The sequence below is a fragment of the Catellatospora bangladeshensis genome (assembly GCF_016862575.1).
Classification (GTDB): domain Bacteria; phylum Actinomycetota; class Actinomycetes; order Mycobacteriales; family Micromonosporaceae; genus Catellatospora; species Catellatospora bangladeshensis.
In genome coordinates this window covers 65,093-84,648 of the sequence record NZ_BONF01000004.1, presented here as the reverse complement: position 1 = coordinate 84,648, position 19,556 = coordinate 65,093, and the positions used below count along the sequence as shown (strand labels likewise).

The following is a 19,556-nucleotide window of genomic DNA, read 5'->3' as shown; positions in this document are numbered from 1 at the left end:
GGTCCTCCGCGGCGAGCCGTCTGCCAAGAACCGTCGCAGCCGGCCACTTGAGAACCGGTCGAAGACGACTTGAATGCCCAGGTCAAGGCGGTAGAGGTGGATCAGCGCACGAGTTACGGGAGATCATCGCCAATTCCGGCGAATGGGTCAGATGTGCCCTCGCCAGCACTAATAGTGGTGGAGGCGGCATTCGCACACGGCGGGCGCGACGGCCACTCGGGGGTAGGACATGGAATGTCGGGTACTCGGCCCGCTGGACGTGCGCTGCGGCGGCCTGCGCGGCGACCTCACCGCGCCCAAGCCGCGTAAGGTGCTGGCCCTGCTGCTGGTCCACGCCAACCGGGTGGTGCCGGTCGACTCGCTGGTCACCGAGCTGTGGGACGACGAGCCCCCGATCAGCGCGCTGACCACGTTGCAGACGTACATCCTGCAGATCCGGCGCAGCCTCGCCCGGGTCTGCGGCCTGGACCCCGCCCAGGTCGCCCGCGAGCTGCTGGTCACCCACGCCGACGGCTACCAGCTGCGGCTCGACGGCGCCCGGCTCGACCTGCACGAGTACGAGCGCCTCGCCGACCAGGGCCGGCTGGCCCTGCTCTGCGGCGACCACGCGCACGCCTCGCGCCTGCTCACCGCCGCCCTCGACGTGTGGCAGGGCTCCGCGCTGGTCGACGTGCGCCTCGGTCCCGTGCTGCGGGTCGAGGCGGCCCGGCTCGAAGAAGCCCGTCTGGCCACCTGGAAGCAGCGCATCGACGCCGACCTGGGCCTGGGCCGCCACCGCGAGATCCTGGGCGAGCTGGGCTGCCTCGCCGCCCGCCACCCCCTGCACGAGGACCTGCAGGCCCAGTACATGATCGCCCTCTACCGGGCCGGCCGCCGCACCGACGCCCTGGACGCCTACCGCCGCCTGCGCGACGTCCTCATCAGCGAACTGGGCCTCGAACCCGCCCGCCGCATCCAGCGCGTCCAGCACGCCATCCTCACCGGCGACCCCGTCCTCGACACCGCCTCCGCCCTGGAGACCGCCTGGACCTACGAGCCCGCCGCGGAACTCGTCTCCGCCGCCTGAGCGTCCCCACCCCTCGACCCGGCCGCTTTGCTCTGCACACAAATACGCAACGGTCGCGTATTTGTGTGCAGAGCAAAGCGCGTGTGCGGCCGCTGCCGACGGCTCGCTCGTCCGGGATTTCTCAAGTGGGGCTCAAGTGGGGGCGGGGGACGCTCAGGGGAGGTCCGTCGAGCCCGTAGGAGGCGTCCATGCATCGACGTGTCGTGATTACCGGGATGGGCGTGGTGGCGCCGGGGGGCGTCGGCGCCAAGGCGTTCTGGGAGCTGCTCACCTCCGGTCGCACCGCGACCCGCACCATCAGCTTCTTCGACCCCTCGCCGTTCCGGTCCCAGGTCGCCGCCGAGTGCGACTTCGACCCCGCCGCGTGCGGACTCACCCCCGTCCAGACCGCCCGGATGGACCGGGCGGCGCAGTTCGCGGTGGTCGCCGCCGCCGAGGCCGTCGCCGACGCCGGCCTCGAACTCGCCGAGCTGGACCCCTACCGGCTGGGCACCGTCGTGGGCAGCGCGGTCGGCGCGACCATGAGCCTGGAGCGCGAGTACGTCATCGCGTCGCAGAAGGGCGCGCGCTGGCTGGTCGACAACACGCACACCTCACCCCACCTGTACGACTACTACGTGCCGGGCTCGTTCGCGGCCGAGGTGGCCTGGTCCGTGGGCGCCGAGGGGCCGGCCGCGGTCGTGTCCACCGGCTGCACGTCGGGGCTGGACGCGGTCGCGTACGCCGCCGAGCTGATCCGCGAGGGCAGCGCCGACGTGGTGGTCGGCGGGGCGACCGACGCGCCCATCTCCCCCATCACCGTGGCCTGCTTCGACGCCATCAAGGCGACGACGCCGCGCAACGACGACCCGGCGCACGCCTCGCGGCCGTTCGACAACAGCCGCAACGGGTTCGTGCTGGGCGAGGGCTCGGCCATGTTCGTGCTGGAGGACTTCGAGCGGGCCCGCCGCCGGGGCGCCCCGGTGTACGCCGAGATCGTCGGGTTCGCCTCGCGCTGCAACGCGTTCCACATGACCGGGCTGCGCCCCGACGGCCGCGAGATGGCCGAGGCGATCCGCAGCGCGCTCGACTTCGCGCAGCTCAACCCGGAGCGCATCGGCTACGTCAACGCGCACGGCTCGGGCACCAAGCAGAACGACCGGCACGAGACCGCCGCGGTGAAGCTAGCGCTCAAGGACCACGCGTACGCCACCCCGATGAGCTCGATCAAGTCGATGGTCGGGCACTCGCTCGGCGCCATCGGCGCGATCGAGGTGGCCGCCTGCGCGCTGGCCATCGTGAACGGCGTGGTGCCGCCCACCGCCAACCTGCACGAGCCCGACCCCGAGTGCGATCTGGACTACGTGCCGCTGGAAGCGCGCGACCGGCACCTCGACGCGGTGCTGTCGGTCGGCAGCGGCTTCGGCGGCTTCCAGAGCGCGATGCTGCTGGCCCGCCCGGAAGGAGGCGCCCGATGAGCGGCGCACCCGTCGTCACCGGCCTCGGCGTCATCGCCGCGACCGGCCTGGACACCGCGACGTACTGGAAGAACCTGCTCGACGGGCGCTGCGGCATCGGCCGCATCGAGCGCTTCGACCCGGCGTCGTACGCCTCCCGGCTGGCCGGTGAGATCCGTGACTTCGACCCGGCCGCGTACCTGCCCGACCGGCTGCTCGCGCAGACCGACCACGTCACCCGGTTCTCGCTCACCGCCGCCGCGGCGGCCCTGACCGACGCGGGCGTCGACCCGGCCGCGCTCGGCGAGTACGACATGAGCGTGGTCACCGCCAGCTCCGCCGGGGGCTTCGAGTTCGGCCAGAAGGAGCTGGAGAAGCTCTGGGCCAAGGGCGGCGACCACGTCAGCGCGTACCAGTCGTTCGCCTGGTTCTACGCCGTCAACACGGGGCAGATCTCGATCCGGCACGGCATGCGCGGGCCCAGCGGCGTCGTCGTCACCGACCATGCGGGCGGGCTCGACGCGGTCGGGCAGGCGCGCCGCCACCTGCGCGCGGGCACGCCGCTCGCGGTCACCGGCGGCGTCGACGGCTCGCTGTGCCCGTGGGGCTGGATCGGGCAGCTCGCGACGGGGCAGATCAGCGAGCGGGAGGATCCGGCGCGGGCGTACCTGCCGTTCGACGCCGACGCGAACGGCTGGATCCCCGGCGAGGGCGGCGCGATCCTCATCGTCGAGCAGCCCGAGGCCGCCGCCCGGCGCGGGGCGGCCACGGTGTACGGCGAGATCAGCGGCTACGCCGCGACCTTCGACCCGGCGCCGGGCAGCGGGCGGCCGCCGGGTCTGCGGCGCGCGATCGAGCTGGCGCTGGCCGACGCCGGATGCGCGCCGTCCGAGGTGGACGTGGTGTTCGCCGACGCGGCCGGGGTGCCGGAGCTGGACGCGGCCGAGGCGCGGGCGCTGACGGAGGTGTTCGGGGCGCGCCGCGTGCCGGTCACCGCGCCGAAGACGGCGACCGGGCGGCTGGCGGCCGGGGCGGGCGGGCTCGACCTGGCCACCGCCCTGCTGTCCCTGCGCGACCAGGTCATCCCGCCGACGATCAACGTGACCACGGTCGCCCCCGCCTGCGCGGACCTGGACCTGGTCCTGGACGCGCCCCGCCCCGCCCCGCTCCACCGCGCCCTGGTCGTCGCCCGCGGCATCGGCGGCTTCAACGCCGCCGTCCTCCTCACCGCCCCCTAGCACCGAGCGAAGATCGCCGTCTCGTGTCGAAACCTGTGGCCCAGCCGCACTTTTCGACACGGGACGGCGATCTTGCGCGGTCCGGCGGGGAGACGGCGATCTTCGCGGGCGGGTCGGTCGGTGCGCCTAAGTGTCCTGGTGGTGGTCGGTCGGTAGGGTGACGGAGTTCCTGGCAAATCGGACAAATTGTCCTTCCAGGCTTTCTGCGCCGCACGCCAGGTCCTCCGACACCGGTGACCGAAGGGCGTGCCATGCCTTCCCGACGACAACTACTGACCACCGGCGTGCTCTCGGGCGCGGCGCTGCTGATCCCGTCCCCGGCGAGCGCCGCCCGCGCGGCCGCCGCGGCGGTCGCGGCGCAGAAGCTCGACGCCACGAAGATCCACAAGTACAAGACCCGCCTGCCGATCCCGGCGGCCATGCCGGCGGTCTCCCGCAAGGGCGGGACCGACCACTACGCGGTGGCGGTGCGGCAGTTCCGCCAGCAGATCCTCCCGCCGGGCCTGCCGAAGACCACGGTCTGGGGGTACGGCTCGGCCGCCCACGGCGGCACGTTCGGCTACCCGGCCCGCACCATCGAGGCGCGGGTGGACCGCCCGGTCGAGGTGACCTGGATCAACGGCCTGGTCGACGGCAAGGGCCGGGCGCGCCCGCACCTGCTGCCGGTGGACCAGACGCTGCACTGGGCCAACCCGGCCGGCGGCGCGGGCCACCAGGACCTGCCCGCCCACCTCACCAGCACGCCGCGGCAGTACACCGGCCCCGTGCCGATCGTGACGCACGTGCACGGGGCGCACGCCACGGAGGAGGCCGACGGCTACCCGACGGCCTGGTACCTGCCGCACGCCGACCTGCCGCGCGGGTTCGCCGCGGCCGGTTCCGACTACGCGGCGATGCGGGAGAAGGCGGAGAGCTACGGCGCGCGCTGGCGGCCGGGCGAGGCCGTGTTCCGCTACGACAACGACCAGGCCCCGGGCACGCTGTGGTACCACGACCACACGCTCGGCCTGACCCGGCTCAACGTGTACGCCGGTCCGGTCGGCTTCTACCTGCTGCGCGGCGGCGACGGCGACCTGCCCGAGGGCACCCTGCCCGGTCCGGCGCCCCGCCCCGACGACCCGGACGGCACCCGCTACTACGAGATCCCGCTGGTCATCCAGGACCGCTCGTTCCGCAGGGACGGCTCGCTGTACTACCCGGACAGCCGCAGCCAGTTCCACGACGCCTTCGCCGGGCCGTACGCGCCGGTCAGCGACATCGCCCCGGTCTGGAACCCGGCGTACCTGGCCGACACGGTGGTGGTGAACGGCCGCACCTGGCCGCAGCTGACGGTGGAGCCGCGCCGCTACCGGTTCCGCGTGCTCAACGGCAGCAACTCGCGCAGCTTCATCCTGAAGATCGCCGCCGGCGCGACGGCGCCCCGCCCGGCCACGGCGGCGGTGCCGTTCTGGCAGATCGGCTCGGACGGCGGCTGGCTGCGCACCCCGGTGCGCCTGGACCAGCTGCTGCTCGGGCCGGGCGAGCGGGCCGACGTGATCGTCGACTTCACCGGCCTGAAGGAGGACACGGCCCTCTACATGATCAACGAGGCGCCGGACGTGCCGTACGCCGCCGGGACGCTCGGCACCGACTACCAGGCGGCGAACCCGGCCACCACCGGCCAGGTCATGAAGCTGCTCGTCGTCGGCCTGCGCGGCAGGGACACCAGCGTGCCCCCGGAGCACCTGACCCTGCCTGCCGCAACCCCGCTGCCCGACTCCGCCGCGAGCTGGCGCGTCCTGCTGGACGAGCTGCCCTCGGCCGCCCTGACCGGCGTCAACCACCGGGTCGCGATGCTCGGCACCGTGGCCCCCGACCGCACCCAGACCCACCTGCGCTGGCACGACGCCCCGACCGAGAAGCCGGTGCCCGGCCGCAGCGAGACCTGGGAGATCCTCAACTTCACCGACCACTCGCACACGGTCCACCTGCACCAGGTGCAGTTCGAGGTGATCAGCCGCCAGCCCTTCGGCATCCCGCCCAAACCCCGCCCCGCCGAGGCCTGGGAATCCGGCCGCAAGGACACCGTGCTGGCCCACTCCGGCGAGGTGACCCGCGTCAAAGCGGTCTTCGACCTCCCCGGCCGCTTCGTCTGGCATTGCCACATGCTCGAACACGAAGACAACGAGATGATGCGCCCCATCCTCGTCGCGTAAAGGAAGGGCACCTTCTTAACGCTATGCGTAGAAGAAGGTGCCCTTCCTAACGCTCTCCCTCACAGGGGCGTCTTGGTGACCTTGCCCGAGGCGTCGACGTACCACTTCTCGCTGGTCATCGGCGCGCCGCGCAGGCGGTCGGCGAGCCAGTCGGCGGCCAGCGTGGGCGCGAACGGGCCCAGGTTGGCCGCGGGCACGCCGCCGATGGAGTGCCGCGAGTCCTGATACACCACCAGTTGCTTCGGGCCCGGCACCGCCGCCAGCAGGGCCTCGGTGCACTCCAGCGGGCTCAGCTCGTCGCGGTCGCCGGCCAGCACCAGGTACGGCATGGACAGCCGCTCGGCGTGCCCCTCCCAGGTCAGCGTACGGGCGAACGCGTCGAACGCGTCCTCGTCGGTGTGCCCCGACATGTACATGAAGCGCATCTTGTACGTCGGCCACGCCTGCTCGAACGCCGCCGTCCAGCCGGGCTGGTGGCAGGTGTTCATCACGGCGCAGGCGCGCAGCCGGGGCTCGTGCGCCGCGGCGATCGTGCCCGCGAACGAGCCGAAGCTGATGCCGCTCAGCCCGATCCGCTGCGCGTCCACCTCCTCGCGCCGCACCAGCCAGTCGACGCAGGCGGTGCCGGTGCGCGCCCAGGCGGGCACGGTCATGTGCAGGCCCGTCATCGCGGCCTCGTACTGGCCGGGGCCCTCCACCGCGAGCACCGCGAAGCCCCGGGACAGGAAGCGGTCGGCGTACAGCGCGACGGTCGCCTCCTTGAAGCTGTCCATGCCCGGCACCGCGATCACCGTGGGCAGCCGGCCGCCGTGGTAGCCGGGCGGCAGGTGGAACCAGGCGGGCAGCGCGCCGCCCGCGAACGGGATGCTCACCGCCTCGATGCGGTGGTCGGCCAGTTCGGCGTAGCGGGCGTAGCAGGCCCGCTTGCGCCGGTGGTAGAAGCGGTTGACCTCGTCGTCGGTGTGGATGGGCCACTGCGCCGCGCCCCAGTGCACGGCGGCCATGAAGTAGTTGTCGCGCGCGGTGACCTGGTGCCCGTCGGCGGCGGCGGCCTCGGCGCGGGCCTCGCGGCGGCGCGCCACGGCCTCGAAGGTGGGCGCGAAGTCGGCGTATCGGCGTACCCGCGCCCGGATCGCGGCGAAGTCCGCACCGGCCTCGACCCCGCAGGCGGCGTTCCAGTAGATGGACCGGGGCTGGTCGAAGTCGACCCCCGTCTCGGCGATCGCCGCCTCCAGCCGGTCCCGCTCGGCGGTCCAGCGCCGTGTCGACGGCGCGGGCGGCGCCTGTGGGCCGGGCGGCGCGGCCACCGCCACGGCGGGCCCCGCGTCGGGATGCGACATGTCCATTTCGGTCTCCTTCGCCAGGTTGCGCTACCTTGCACCCTGGCACACCGCGGCCTGCCGTGAGACCGAATCCGCCCAGCTCGGAAGGGCTGCGAGGGCCGCCCCGGCGAGCCCGCATCCGCTCACGACCGTTCGTCATGACCGAGCGCACGCCGCCCGTGCCCGAGCGTGCTGTCGCCGCCAGGCGACGCGTCACAGGGTGTCGTCACAGCACGATCGACGCTCCGCCGGGCTGTCGTCACAGCCACGGGCGGAGCGTCGATCATGGAGGGGCGGCCGTCAGGCCGGGCGTAATCTGCCGTGCACCGTCCGGTTCCGGCTGACGCCGCCGAGGTTCGGGGTCATCCCGCCCGGCGCGGGTCCGGGCTCGGGCGACGGGCCGGATGCGCTGTGGCGCGGGCCGGACGGCTTGTCCGGCGGGTCGCCGGCCAGCACGTCCTCGCCGCGGCGGCGGCCGAACCGCAGGTACAGCGCGGGCAGCACGAACAGGTTGAGCAGGGTCGAGGTGACCAGCCCGCCGAGGATGACCACGGCCATCGGGTACTCGATCTCGTGGCCGGGCAGGTTGCCCAGCACCACCAGCGGCACCAGCGCGAGCGCGGTGGCCAGCGTGGTCATCAGGATCGGCGAGAGCCGCTCCCGCGAGCCGCGCAGCACCAGCTCCAGCCCGAACGGCTCGCCCTCCTCCCGTTCCAGGTGCTGGTAGTGGTTGATCATCAGGATGCCGTTGCGGGCGGCGATGCCGAGCACGGTGAAGAAGCCCACCAGCGAGCCCAGCGAGATGGTGCGCCCGGTCAGGAACGCCGCGAGCACCCCGCCGACCAGCGCCGACGGCAGCGTCAGGAAGGACAGCAGGGCCAGCCGCCAGCTGCTGTACGACGCCTGGAGCAGGAAGAAGATGACCACGCCCGCGATCACCGCGTAGAGCAGCAGGCGCTGGTCGGCGGCCTTGCGCTCGGCGTACTCCCCCAGCACCTCGGCGTAGTAGCCGCGCGGGAACTCGATCGTCTGCATCTGCTCTTCCAGGTCGCCGACGACCGAGCCGAGGTCGCGGTCCTTGACGTTGGCCGTGACGTCGATCTTGCGGAGCGTCGCGTCGTGCTCGACCTGGTTCGGCGTCGAGGCGACGCGCACGTCGGCCACCGCGCTCAGCGGCACGGTGCCGCCGCCGGGCACGTCGATCGGCAGCTGCTGGATCGCGGTGATGCTGGAGCGCGTCTCGGGCGTGCTCCACACCTGGACGTCGTACGCCTTACCGCCGCGGAAGACGTCGCCGACCTCCTCGCCGGCCATCAGCGTGGCGGCGGCCCGGCGTACGTCACCGGGCTTGACGCCCAGCGCCTGCGCCTTGGCCAGGTCCACCTCGACCTCTACCTGCGGCACCTGCTTCTGCAGCGAGATGTGCTCGTCGATCACGCCGTCGATGCCGCCCATCGCGGCCAGCACCTTGTCGGCCTGCTCGTGCATGACCTCCAGGTCCTGGCCGTAGATGCGCACCACGATCGCGTTGCCGGAGCCGGTGAGCACCTCCCGGATGCGCTCCTTCAGGTACGTCTGCACGTCGCGGACCAGGCCGGGATAGCTGTTGACCACGGCTTCGATCTTCTTGTGCGTCTCGTCGTAGTCGGCGCCGGGATCGATGCTGATCCAGTTCTCGCCGAAGTTGACGCCGACCACCTCGTCCGCGATGAGCGCCTGCCCGATGTGCGCGCCGAAGTTGCGTACCCCCGGGATGGCCATCAGGTCCCTGCTGGCCTGCTCGGTGATGCGCACCTCCTCCGGGTGCGAGGCGCCGGGCTCGGTGACCCAGTGCATCAGGAAGTCGCGTTCCTTGAACGACGGCAGCAGCGCCTGCCCGAGGCCCGGCAGCACCGCGAGCCCGGCCAGGGACATGACCGCGACCAGGGCGTACGCCCGCACCGGGCGCTGCGTGATGCGGGACAGCGCCGCCTGGTAGCCGCGTTGCAGCCAGCGCACCAGCGGCGACTCCCGCCGCTCCAGCGGGGCCTTGCGCAGCAGGATCAGCGCCAGCGCCGGGGTGACCGTCAGCGCCACCACCATGGACACCAGCACCGCGAGCATGTACGCCAGCGCCAGCGGCCGGAAGAACGCGCCGGTGAGCCCTTCCAGGAAGAAGATCGGCACCGCCGACGTGATGATGATCAGCGTCGCGTACACGATCGGCCCGCGCACCTCCAGCGAGGCGTCCAGCACGATCTTCGCGGTGGTGCGCAGCGAGTCGTCGGCCCCGGCCCGGCGCGCCTGGCGCAGCCGTCTGACTATGTTCTCAATGTCGATGATGGCGTCGTCCACCACCACGCCGACGGCGATCACCAGCCCGGCCAGGATCATGGTGTTGATGCCGTACCCGAAGGCCTGCAGCACCAGGCCCGCGCCGACCAGCGACAGCGGGATGGCCACCACGCTGATCAGCGCCGTGCGCCACTCGAACAGGAACAGCGCCAGCACCAGCACCACCAGCAGGCAGCCGAGCAGCAGGGCCCGGCCCAGGTTGTGGATGGCGGTCTCGACGAAGGTGGCCGGCCGGAAGATCGCGGTGTCCACCGCGATGCCGGTCAGGCCCGGCTGCAGCTCCTTCATCGCCTCCTCGACGCCCTTGGTGACCTCCAGGGTGTTGCCCCAGGGCAGCTTCTCGACGATCAGCATGATGCCGGGGCCGCCGTTGATCACCGCGTCGCCGATGAGCGGCTGGTGGTCCTCCTTCACCGTGGCGACGTCGGCCAGCGCCACCGTCCTGCCGTCGCGCTCGGCCACCGGGACCTTGGCCAGGTCCTCCGGCGTCACGATCGGCAGCACGTGCTGGATCGCCATGCGCTGGTTGGGCGTCTCCAGGAAGCCGCCGGTGCCGATCACCGCGCCGTCGGAGTAGCGCAGCAGGCCGGCGTCCAGCGCGTCCGCGGTGACCTGCATGACCTCGTCCAGGCTGACCTTGTGCGTGGCCATCCGCGCGGGATCGGCCTGCACCTGCAGCATCTGCAGCCGCTCACCCCAGATGGCGACGTTGGCCACGCCGGGCACCCGCAGCAGCCGGTTGCGGATGGTCCAGTACGAGACCATCGACATCTCCATGACGGAGCGGGTGTCCGAGGAGAGGCCGATCTTCATGACGCGGCTGGTCGAGGACAGCGGCTGCAGCATGACGGGCGGGCTCGCCCAGGTGGGCAGCATCGCCGACGCCTCGTTGAGCCGCTCGGAGACCAGCTGCCGTGCCTTGAGCAGGTCGGTGCCCGGCTTGAAGATGAGCACGATCGACGACAGCTGGGAGACGGACTTGGACCGGATGTCGGCCAGCCCCTCGATGCCGTTGAGCGCCTGCTCCAGCGGCACCGTCACGAGCGCCTCCACCTCGGCCGCGGACAGGCCGAGGCTGGGCGTCTGCACCTCCACCCGGGGCGGGGCGAACTCGGGGAACACATCCACCGGCATGTCGCGCAGCTGCCCGACGCCGAAGAACATCAACCCGCAGGCCATCGCCACCACCAGGGCGCGGAACCTGAGGCTGGAGCCGACGATCCAACGCATCATGAGCGGCCGTCACTTCCCGATGCCGGTCTCGGCGCCGTACAGCTCGGCGGCGCCCACGGAGACCACCTTCGTCCCGGCCGCCGGACCCTGCGACAGCCGCACCTGCGGGCCCTCGATCCGGGTCACGGTGACCGGCTGGCGCACGAAGCTGAGCGGCGCCTGCTCCGTATAGGTCCAGGTGGTGCCGTCAGGCATGTAGATCAGCGCCGAGTACGGGATGGTCTTGACACCCGCCGCCTCGGTGACCGGCACCGTCTGCAGGCCGAGCCGGCCCACCCCTTCCTCGGTCAGCGTCACCTTCTTGATCTTGCTGCCTTCGATCGCCTCCACCTTGGCCGGCTTGGCCGCGCTCGGCCCGGCCGGCGGCAGGCCCTTCGCCGCCGCCATCGACAGCGCGCCCACCACCAGCAGGCCGACCAGCAGCCCGCCGACCGTCCACCGGTCAACCTTCTCCCGCACGTTCAGCTTCATGATCGAGTCACCCCACCCGTGGTTCTGCGTCGAGCGACAGGTCGTCGCGCCGGGAACCGGCCCCGAATCTCAGGTACAGCGCGGGCACCGCGAAGAGGCTGAGCAGCGCCGCCACCGCCAGGCCGCCCAGGACGACCAGGACGATGGGGCGCAGCACCTCCATGCCCGCCCGGCCGCCGAGCAGCAGCAACGGCAGCAGCAGCGCGAACGCGCCCACGGTGGTGACCAGGATGGAGCCGGCCTGCTCCCGGGCCGCCCGGGTGACCAGGTCGGGCCCGAACGGCTCCGCCTGACGCTGCTCCAGCTCCTGGGCATGGCCCACCACCTGCAGCACGAACCGTGCGGTGAGCGCCGCGACCGCCACCAGCGCGGCCACCGTGCTGATCGCGGAGATGCCGGTCAGCAGCCCGGCGACCAGGCCGCCGGCCATCGCCACGGGCAGCGCCAGGAACAGCAGCGCGGTCAGCTTCCAGCTGCCGATCGCGGCCTGCATCAGCAGGAAGATCCCGATCAGCGCGGCCAGCCCGACCAGCAGCAGCCGGTTCTGGTTCTCCTGCTGGTGCTCGTAGCTGCCGAGCAGCTCCGCGTGGTGCTCCAGCGGGAAGGAGATGCCGCCCAGCCTGTCGCCGATGTCGTCGACCACGGCGCGGTAGTCGCGGCCCTTGATGCCCGCGGTCACGTCGACGTACCGGAAGACCGAGTCGCGCTCGATGACGGTCGGGCTGGGCGCGACGGTCACCTCGGCGACGTCGCCCAGGCGCACGGGCTGCCCGGAGGGCGTGGTGACGGCCAGGTCCTGGATGCTGGTCAGGCTGTTGCGCACCGCGGGCGCGCCCCAGACCACGACCTCGAAGACCTTCTGGTCCTCGAACAGGTTGCCGACCTGGATGCCGGAGAGCATGGCGGCCGCGGCCCGGCGTACGTCACCGGGCTTGATGCCCGCCTGCTGCGCCTTGGCCAGGTCCACCTTGACCCGCACCGTGGGCTCCTCCAGCGGCAGGTCCGCGACGGGGTCCACGACGCCCTTGACGCCGCCCAGCATCTGCTGGACCTCGCCCGCCTTGCTCCGCAGCACGTCGAGGTCCTGGCCGTACACCCGCACGACCACGGCGTCCTCGTCCCCGCCGAGCAGCTGCGTGATCCGCTCCTCGGGGTAGGTCTGCACGTCCGTGTCCAGCCCCGGGTAGCTGCGTACGAGCGCGGCGATCGAGTCGCGGGTGGCGCCGTAGTCCGCCTTCGGGTCGATCGACACCCACAGCTCGCCGGAGTTGACGTTGACGACCTGGTCGGACGTGATGGCGCGGCCCAGGTGCGCGCCGACCGCCGCGACGCCGGGCAGCGCCTGCAGGTCCTTGCTCACCTTCTCGGTGATCCGGGTCATCTCGATGCCGGAGGTGCCCGGTTTGGTGTCCCAGTGCACCAGCAGGCTGCGCTCCTGCAGCGCCGGGATGACGTGCTGCGCCACCGGCTGCAGCAGCGCCAGGCAGCCGCCGATCGCGACGAGCCCGGCGAGGCCGTACGCGATCGCCGGGGTACGCAGCACCGGCGCCAGCGTCTTCGGGTACCACCCCTGCACCAGCCGCCGGACCGGCGAGACCCGCCGCTCCAGGGCGGTGTTGCGCAGCAGCACCAGCGACATCGCCGGGATGAAGGTCAGCGCCACGATGGTCGAGGCCAGCACCGTCGCGACGAACCCGAGGGCCATCGGCCGGAAGAAGGCGCCGGTCAGCTCCGGCAGCAGCAGCACCGGCGCCGCGGCGACCAGCGCGATGACGGTCGCGTACGCCATCGGCCGGCGCACCTCCAGCGACGCGTCGAGGATGGTCCGGCCCGCGGACAGCTCGCTGCCCGACAGCCGCCGCTCGCGCAGCCGTGTCGCGTGGTGCGATACGTCCGACACGGCGTCGGCCACCGCGAACACGGCGCCGAGCACGATGCCCGCCAGCAGCATGAGGTTCAGGCCGTAGCCGGCGAAGCTGAGCACCACCCACGCCAGCGCCAGCGACACCAGCACGGCGAGGAACGCGGTGAGCGCGGTGCGCCACTCCCAGAACGACAGCGCCAGCACGATCGCCAGCAGCAGCAGGCCGATCAGCCCGACCAGCGCGACGGAGCCCATGGCCCGGTCGATGAAGGCGGCCGGCTGGTAGACCTTCGTGTTCATCTCGATGCCGGTCAGACCGGGCTTCATCGAGTTCAGCGCGGCCTCGACGTCCTTGGTCACCTGGAGCGTGTTCGCACCGGGGAACTTCTCGATCACGAGCATCAGGCCGGGCCCGCTCTCGACGAGCGCGTCGCCGATCAGCGGCTGGTGATCCTCGACCACGGTCGCCACGTCGCCCAGCCGCAGCCGGCGCTGAGCCTGCTGGCCCGGCTGCGCCTGCTGCCCCGGCTGACCCGCCTGCGCCTCGGGGGTCTCCTGGCCCTCGATGGTCACCTGGGCGAGGTCCTCCGGCGTCCTGATGGGCAGGATGTGCTGGATGCCGAGCCGCTGGTTGGGCGTGTCGATGAAGCCGCCGGTGCCCGGCGTCGACGCCTCGAGGAAGGTCAGCGGCGACACCCACAGCGCGTTGCCGGTGGTCGCGATGATCTGGTTGAGGGTGACGTTGTTCTGGCGCAGCTTGGCGGGATCGACCTGCACCTGCAGCTGCTGCTCGCGGTGGCCCCACACGGCGACGTTCGCCACGCCCGGCACGCCGATCAGGCGCGGCTTGACGACCCAGCGCGCGAGCACCGACATCTCGGTGAGCGAGACGTCCTTGGAGGTCAGGCCGACCATCATCACCCGGTTCGTGGACGACAGCGGCTGCAGCATGACCGGCGGGCTGGACACGTTCGGCAGGGCGCCTGCCTGCGTCAGCCGCTCCTGGACCATCTGGCGCGCCCGGTACACGTCGGTGCCCTCTTCGAAGATCAGTTCCACGGAGGACAGACCGGGGACCGATTCGGAATTGATGTGGTCGAGCCAGGCCACCCCGTTGAGCAGGTCCGACTCCAGAGGCACGGTGATGAGCTGCTCGACCTCCTCGGCGGACAGTCCGAGCGCCTCCGTCTGCACCTCGACCCGCGGGGCGCTGAACTCGGGCAGCACGTCGACGGGGGCGCTGTTCAGCCGCACCGCTCCCAGCACCAGCAGCGCCGCGGCGAGCGGCAGGATGAGCAGGCGGAATCGGAGAGCGGTACTAACCAGCCAGCGGATCATGGTCATGATCCCTTCGGACGGGCCGGGTCGCCGTGGCGGCGGATCGCACAGTGCGCATAAGGGAAACGTAAACCCGCACTTCGCGATACGTGCGGATTATTCCGATTTCAGATATATCCCAGAAAACGCACAGTCTCACGCACCTGCTGCGGCTAATGTCCGGTTGAGAATGCGTTTCGCGCCGTCGTCAGCGGAGGCCGTCCGTGGTGATGCAGAGCTCCAACCCGGTGCTGACCCGCCGCCTGGACGCCCCCGTCGTGCTCGACCCCCGCGCCCGGGTGACACTGGACGGAGTGGCCGGGCGCACGCTCGCCCTCATCGCGGTCACCGTGCTGGCCGCGGCCGTGTCGTGGAACCTGCTGCGGACCCCGGCCTGGACCGGCCTGGCCGCGCTCGGCTCCACTCTGGCCACGCTGGTGCTGGTGCTGGTGATCACCATCAAGCAGATCACCAACCCGCTGATCATCAGTGGGTACGCCGTACTGCAGGGCGTGTTCCTGGGCGTGGTGAGCCGGGAGCTGGAACAGCAGTTCCCCGGCATCGTGATCCAGGCCGTGATCGGCACGTTCGGCGTGTTCCTGGCCATGGCCGCGCTGTACCGGGCCCGGATCCTGCGCGCCAGTCGCCGCTTCGCCCAGGTGATCACCGGCGCCCTGCTCGGCATCCTGCTGCTCAGCCTGCTCGACCTGGTACTGCGCTTCTTCGGCGGCAGCCTGCCCATCTACCGGGCCGGGACGCTGGGCGTGGTGTTCGCGGTGATCTGCGTGATCGTCGGCGCGCTCACCTTCGTGCTCGACTTCGACCAGGTCGAACGCGCCGTGGCCGGCGGCCTGCCACCCCGCTACGGCTGGTATCTGGCCTTCGGCATGCTGGTCGGCCTGATCTTCCTGTACTGGCAGATCATCCGCCTCCTCAGCTACCTCCGCCGCTAGGAAGGAAGGGCACCTTCTTAACGCTATCCGTAGAGGAAGGGCACCTTCTTAACCCCTCGCCGGGCTGCGGTGCTCGGCACGCGTGTGTTGATCGCGATCTCGTGTCGGAACCTGTGGTCCAGCTGCACATTCAGACACGAACTCGCGATCATCTCCACCTGCCCGGGGACCCCACCGAACCGGACCCCGTTAATAAGGGCACCTTCTATAACGCAATGCGTTAAGAAGGTGCCCTTCCTTTCAGCGGATGGGGTGGCCGGCGGTGCGGAGGGCGGTCTTGACCTCGCCGATGGAGACCTCGCCGAAGTGGAAGACGCTCGCGGCGAGCACGGCGTCGGCACCGGCCTCGACGGCAGGCGGGAAGTCGGCGGCCCTGCCGGCGCCCCCGGAGGCGATCACCGGGATGTCGACCACGGCGCGCACCTCCTTGATCAGCTCCAGGTCGAAGCCCTCCTTGGTGCCGTCGGCGTCCATGGAGTTCAGCAGGATCTCCCCCGCGCCCAGCTCGGCCACCCGCCGCGCCCACTCGATCGCGTCCAGCCCGGCCGACTTGCGCCCGCCGTGCGTGGTCACCTCGAAGCCGCGGCCCTCCGTGAGGCGGCGTACGTCCAGCGAGAGCACCAGCACCTGGCTGCCGAACCGGCGCGCGATCTCGGTGATCAGCTCGGGCCGGTGGATCGCCGCGGTGTTCACGCCGACCTTGTCCGCCCCGGCGCGCAGCAGCACGTCCACATCGTCGACCGAGCGCACGCCGCCGCCGACGGTCAGCGGGATGAAGACCGTCTCCGCGGTGCGCCGCACCACCTCCAGCATGGTGCCCCGGCCCTCGACGGAGGCGGACACGTCCAGGAAGGTGATCTCGTCGGCGCCCGCCGCGTCGTACGCCGCCGCCAGCTCCACCGGGTCGCCCGCGTCGCGCAGGTCCACGAAGTTCACACCCTTGACCACCCGCCCGGCGTCCACGTCCAGACATGGGATGACCCGCACCGCGACACTCATGCCGTCGAAACTACCCGGCACCCCGCCGGGGTGACGCTTTGGTCCGGTTCCTGAGACATGTGCCGCGACGGGGTCCCCGGCGTGTCCTCCCGCTCGGCTGCCGCGGCGGCCCCCGCCCGCGCGCCCGCCGCGCTGAGCAGCACTCCGCCCACCACCAGCGCTCCCGCCATCAGGTCCGTCGCGCCCAGCGGCTCGTGCAGCACCAGCGCCGCCGACCCCATCCCGAAGAACGGCACCAGCATCGAGAACGGCGCCACCGTCGCCGCGCCGTACCGCCGGATCAGCAGGCCCCATCCGGCGAACCCGGCCAGCGTCGAGATCCACGCGATGTACGCCAGCGCGCCCAGCCCGGCCCCGTCCAGCGCGGCCACCGCCTCACTTACCCGGGCCGGTCCCTCGACCAGCAGGGAGAGCCCGAGCAGGGGCAGCGTCGCCACCGCCGACACCCAGACCATGAAGCGCAGCATGTCCGGCGGCGCGGCCCGGCGCATCATGATGTTGGACAGCCCCCAGGCCACCGCCGCCGCCAGCACCAGCAGGAACCCCTCGACCGGCCGGTCGGCGCCCAGCCGCGAGGCGACCAGCAGCACGCCCAGCACCGCGACGCCCAGCCCGGCCCACTGCCGCGCGGCCGGCCGCTCGCCCAGCAGCCCCACCGCGAACACCGTGGTGAACACGGCCTGGCTCTGCAGCAGCAGCGACGACAGCCCGGCCGGCAGCCCGGCGGCCATCCCCCCGAACAGCAGCGAGAACTTGACCACCCCCAGCACCAGCCCGATGCCGAGGACCCAGCGCCAAGGCGTGCGCGGCCGTCCCACGAACAGCACCGCGGGCAGCGCCGCCAGGCCGAAGCGCAGCGCGCCGAACAGCAGCGGCGGCATCCGGTCCAGGCCCACCTCGATCGCCACGAAGTTGCAGCCCCACGCGGCGGCGACGGCCACGGCCAGCATCATGTCCCTCGGTCTCATGACCCGAGCATCGCCCGCAGAATCGTGAAGCACCATCGAATAGTTCTAAGCGATCCGTTTAGAATCGCTACATGCTCGATCTCGGACGCCTGCGCGCCATCGACGCCCTCGCCCGGCACGGCACCGTGCACGCCGCAGCGGCGGCCCTGCACTGCACCCCGTCGGCGGTATCGCAGCAGCTCGCGAAGCTGGAGCGGGAGGCCGGCACGGTGCTCTGCCACAAGGACGGGCGCGGGCTGCGCCTGTCCGACGCCGGGCGGCTGCTGGCCGAGCACGCCGCGCTGGTGCTCGCCGCCGCCGACACCGCCGCCGCCGCGCTCGACGCCTACCGGGGCGAGGTGGCCGGCGAGGTGACCGTCGCCTGCTTCGCCACCGCCTGCCGCGGCCTGCTCCCGCCCGCCCTGTCCGCGCTGACCTCGGCGTACCCGCGCCTGCGCCCGCGCGTCATCGAGACCAACCCGTACGAGGCGCTGCGCGACCTGGACCGCGGCCGGGTCGACGTCGCCGTCATCGACGACTGGCGCGAGGTCCGCCTGCACCTGCCGGCCGGCGTCTCCTCCACCGTGCTCGGCGAGGACACCGCCGACCTGGTCGTGCCCGCCGGCCACCCGCTGGCCACCGCCGGTCCGGGCCCCCTCGACCGCGCCGCGCACGAGCGCTGGATCGCCTCCCCCGAGGGCACCATCTGCCACGACTGGCTGATCCGCGCCCTGCCCGGCCTGCGTCCCGCCTACCTGGTCGGCGAGTTCGAGACCCAGCAGGCCCTCGTCGCCGCGGGCCTGGGCGTCGCCCTGCTCCCCCGCCTGGCCCGCCTCACCACGGCCCCCGGCACCGTCGTCGTCCCCGTCGACCCGGTCCCGACCCGGCGCGTCAGCGTCACCTGGCGCACCCCCAACTACACCCGCCCCGCCGTCAAGGCCGTCATAACCGCCATAACCCAGGCCTGGTCCACCCGCACCACGGCCCGCACCGGCCAAGATCACGTCGATCTTGCGCGAAGTGTTGCTCTTTTGTCCTAAATGGGCGTGTCGCACCCACAGTACGCGCAAGATCGACGCACTTGGGGCGGTCAGGACAGGGCGGTGAGGGCTTCCTCGATGGTGAAGGCGCCGGAGTAGACGGCTTTGCCGGTGATGACGCCCTCAACGCCGAGGGGTTCGAGGGTGGCCAGGGCGCGCAGGTCGTCGAGGGTGGAGATGCCGCCGGAGGCGATGACGGGGGCCGCGGTGGCGGCGCAGACGTCGCGCAGCAGCTGGAGGTTGGGGCCCTGGAGCATGCCGTCCTTGAGGATGTCGGTGACGACGTAGCGGGCGCAGCCGGCCTTGTCGAGGCGCTCCAGGACTTCGTAGAGGTCACCGGCGTCCTTGGTCCAGCCGCGTACGGAGACGGTGCGGCCGCGCACGTCGAGGCCGACCGCGATCCGGTCGCCGTACTCGCCGACGACGCGGTCACACCACTCCGGGTCCTCCAGGGCGGCGGTGCCGATGTTGACGCGGGCGGCGCCGGTGGCGAGGGCGGCGCGCAGGGACTCGTCGTCGCGGATGCCGCCGGTCAGCTCGACCTTGATGTCCAGGCGCTTGATCGCGTCGGCGAGCTGCGCCGCGTTCGAGCCCCGGCCGAACGCCGCGTCGAGGTCGACCATGTGGATCCACTGCGCCCCGGCCGCCTGGAAGGACAGCGCCGCGGTGAGCGGGTCGCCGTAGGACGTCTCGCTGCCGGCGGCGCCCTGGACCAGGCGCACCGCCTGCCCGTCGACGACGTCCACGGCGGGCAGCAGATCCAGGGCCATCAGGAACTCCTTCGGTCGAACGCGACGATCACGAACACGGGCAGGGCCAGCACCAGCAGCAGCGACAGCGCCACCGCGAGCGCCGTCGAGGGCACCAGCTTCCAGATCACGAACAGCACCAGCGCGGCGACGACCGCGATCACCGCGCGCTCGGTGGCGGTGCGCCGCGCCGACAGGCGGCCGGTGCGGCGCTTACGCAGCTCGTACAGGCTCACGCGGCGCCACACGGCTCGGCGCGCCATCCGCCGCCCGGCACGCCGCTCCTCGGCGGCCACGGCAGCCCGCGCGGCCGCCTCCCGCGCCTCCCGCCGCAGCTTCCGCTCTTTACTCATGCCACTGCTCCGCTCCCGGCCCGCTGCTCGCCTCGCCGT

General features: G+C 72.0%; 14 protein-coding genes. 6 read left to right on the top strand and 8 right to left on the bottom strand.

Translation table 11 applies throughout. The annotated features are described in order from the left end of the window. Positions 1–229 precede the first annotated feature (229 nt). The 4 genes from Cba03nite_RS02155 to Cba03nite_RS02140 all read left to right on the top strand — a co-directional run bounded on the left by Cba03nite_RS02155 (position 230) and on the right by Cba03nite_RS02140 (position 5,935). Positions 230–1,066, top strand: a complete 837-nt coding sequence (locus Cba03nite_RS02155; protein WP_239125396.1) for an AfsR/SARP family transcriptional regulator — start codon at positions 230–232, stop codon at positions 1,064–1,066. Between the two features lie 188 nt (positions 1,067–1,254). Further along, positions 1,255–2,523, top strand: coding sequence for a beta-ketoacyl-[acyl-carrier-protein] synthase family protein (locus Cba03nite_RS02150; RefSeq protein ID WP_203741086.1), 1,269 nt, complete (start codon positions 1,255–1,257; stop codon positions 2,521–2,523). Then, positions 2,520–3,740 carry a ketosynthase chain-length factor gene (locus tag Cba03nite_RS02145; protein ID WP_203741084.1) on the top strand — a complete coding sequence of 407 codons (1,221 nt, stop codon included), beginning with the start codon at positions 2,520–2,522 and terminating at the stop codon, positions 3,738–3,740. The genes Cba03nite_RS02150 and Cba03nite_RS02145 overlap by 4 nt, the downstream gene beginning before the upstream one ends. 251 nt (positions 3,741–3,991) lie before the next feature. Then, a complete protein-coding gene (locus tag Cba03nite_RS02140; protein WP_203741082.1) occupies positions 3,992–5,935 on the top strand; it encodes a multicopper oxidase family protein in 1,944 nt (647 codons plus the stop codon). A gap of 59 nt (positions 5,936–5,994) precedes the next feature. Here Cba03nite_RS02140 and Cba03nite_RS02135 read toward each other — a convergent pair whose 3' ends face one another. The 4 genes from Cba03nite_RS02135 to Cba03nite_RS02120 all read right to left on the bottom strand — a co-directional run bounded on the left by Cba03nite_RS02135 (position 5,995) and on the right by Cba03nite_RS02120 (position 14,497). Then, positions 5,995–7,281 (bottom strand): alpha/beta hydrolase family protein, encoded by a 1,287-nt coding sequence (locus tag Cba03nite_RS02135; RefSeq protein WP_203741074.1) that lies wholly within the window; start codon positions 7,279–7,281, stop codon positions 5,995–5,997. Positions 7,282–7,557: 276 nt separating this feature from the next. Next, positions 7,558–10,824: an efflux RND transporter permease subunit gene (locus Cba03nite_RS02130; RefSeq protein WP_203741072.1), complete on the bottom strand. Its 3,267-nt coding sequence runs from the start codon at positions 10,822–10,824 to the stop codon at positions 7,558–7,560. A gap of 9 nt (positions 10,825–10,833) precedes the next feature. Then, the gene (locus Cba03nite_RS02125) at positions 10,834–11,295 is read right to left on the bottom strand and encodes an efflux RND transporter periplasmic adaptor subunit (RefSeq protein WP_203741070.1); all 462 of its coding nucleotides are present in this window, start codon (positions 11,293–11,295) and stop codon (positions 10,834–10,836) included. A gap of 7 nt (positions 11,296–11,302) precedes the next feature. Beyond that, the gene (locus tag Cba03nite_RS02120; RefSeq protein ID WP_203741068.1) at positions 11,303–14,497 is read right to left on the bottom strand and encodes an efflux RND transporter permease subunit; all 3,195 of its coding nucleotides are present in this window, start codon (positions 14,495–14,497) and stop codon (positions 11,303–11,305) included. Positions 14,498–14,706: 209 nt separating this feature from the next. Between Cba03nite_RS02120 and Cba03nite_RS02115 the strand changes: the two genes are divergently transcribed. Then, entirely contained in the window at positions 14,707–15,429 is a 723-nt protein-coding gene (locus Cba03nite_RS02115; RefSeq protein ID WP_203741376.1) for a Bax inhibitor-1/YccA family protein, read from the top strand. Positions 15,430–15,669: 240 nt separating this feature from the next. Here Cba03nite_RS02115 and hisF read toward each other — a convergent pair whose 3' ends face one another. Then, positions 15,670–16,428, bottom strand: coding sequence for an imidazole glycerol phosphate synthase subunit HisF (gene hisF, locus Cba03nite_RS02110; protein WP_203741067.1), 759 nt, complete (start codon positions 16,426–16,428; stop codon positions 15,670–15,672). Then, positions 16,425–17,396, bottom strand: a complete 972-nt coding sequence (locus tag Cba03nite_RS02105; protein WP_203741065.1) for an EamA family transporter — start codon at positions 17,394–17,396, stop codon at positions 16,425–16,427. The genes hisF and Cba03nite_RS02105 overlap by 4 nt, the downstream gene beginning before the upstream one ends. Before the next feature lie 71 nt (positions 17,397–17,467). On the opposite strand from Cba03nite_RS02105, the gene Cba03nite_RS02100 reads away from it, so the two are divergent. Beyond that, positions 17,468–18,415 (top strand): LysR family transcriptional regulator, encoded by a 948-nt coding sequence (locus Cba03nite_RS02100; RefSeq protein ID WP_203741063.1) that lies wholly within the window; start codon positions 17,468–17,470, stop codon positions 18,413–18,415. A gap of 50 nt (positions 18,416–18,465) precedes the next feature. On the opposite strand, the gene priA is transcribed toward Cba03nite_RS02100, so the two are convergent. Next, positions 18,466–19,185 (bottom strand): bifunctional 1-(5-phosphoribosyl)-5-((5-phosphoribosylamino)methylideneamino)imidazole-4-carboxamide isomerase/phosphoribosylanthranilate isomerase PriA, encoded by a 720-nt coding sequence (gene priA / locus Cba03nite_RS02095; protein WP_203741061.1) that lies wholly within the window; start codon positions 19,183–19,185, stop codon positions 18,466–18,468. Then, a complete protein-coding gene (locus tag Cba03nite_RS02090) occupies positions 19,185–19,517 on the bottom strand; it encodes a hypothetical protein (RefSeq protein WP_203741059.1) in 333 nt (110 codons plus the stop codon). Before Cba03nite_RS02090 ends, priA begins: the two co-directional genes overlap by 1 nt. Between the last annotated feature and the right edge of the window lie 39 nt (positions 19,518–19,556).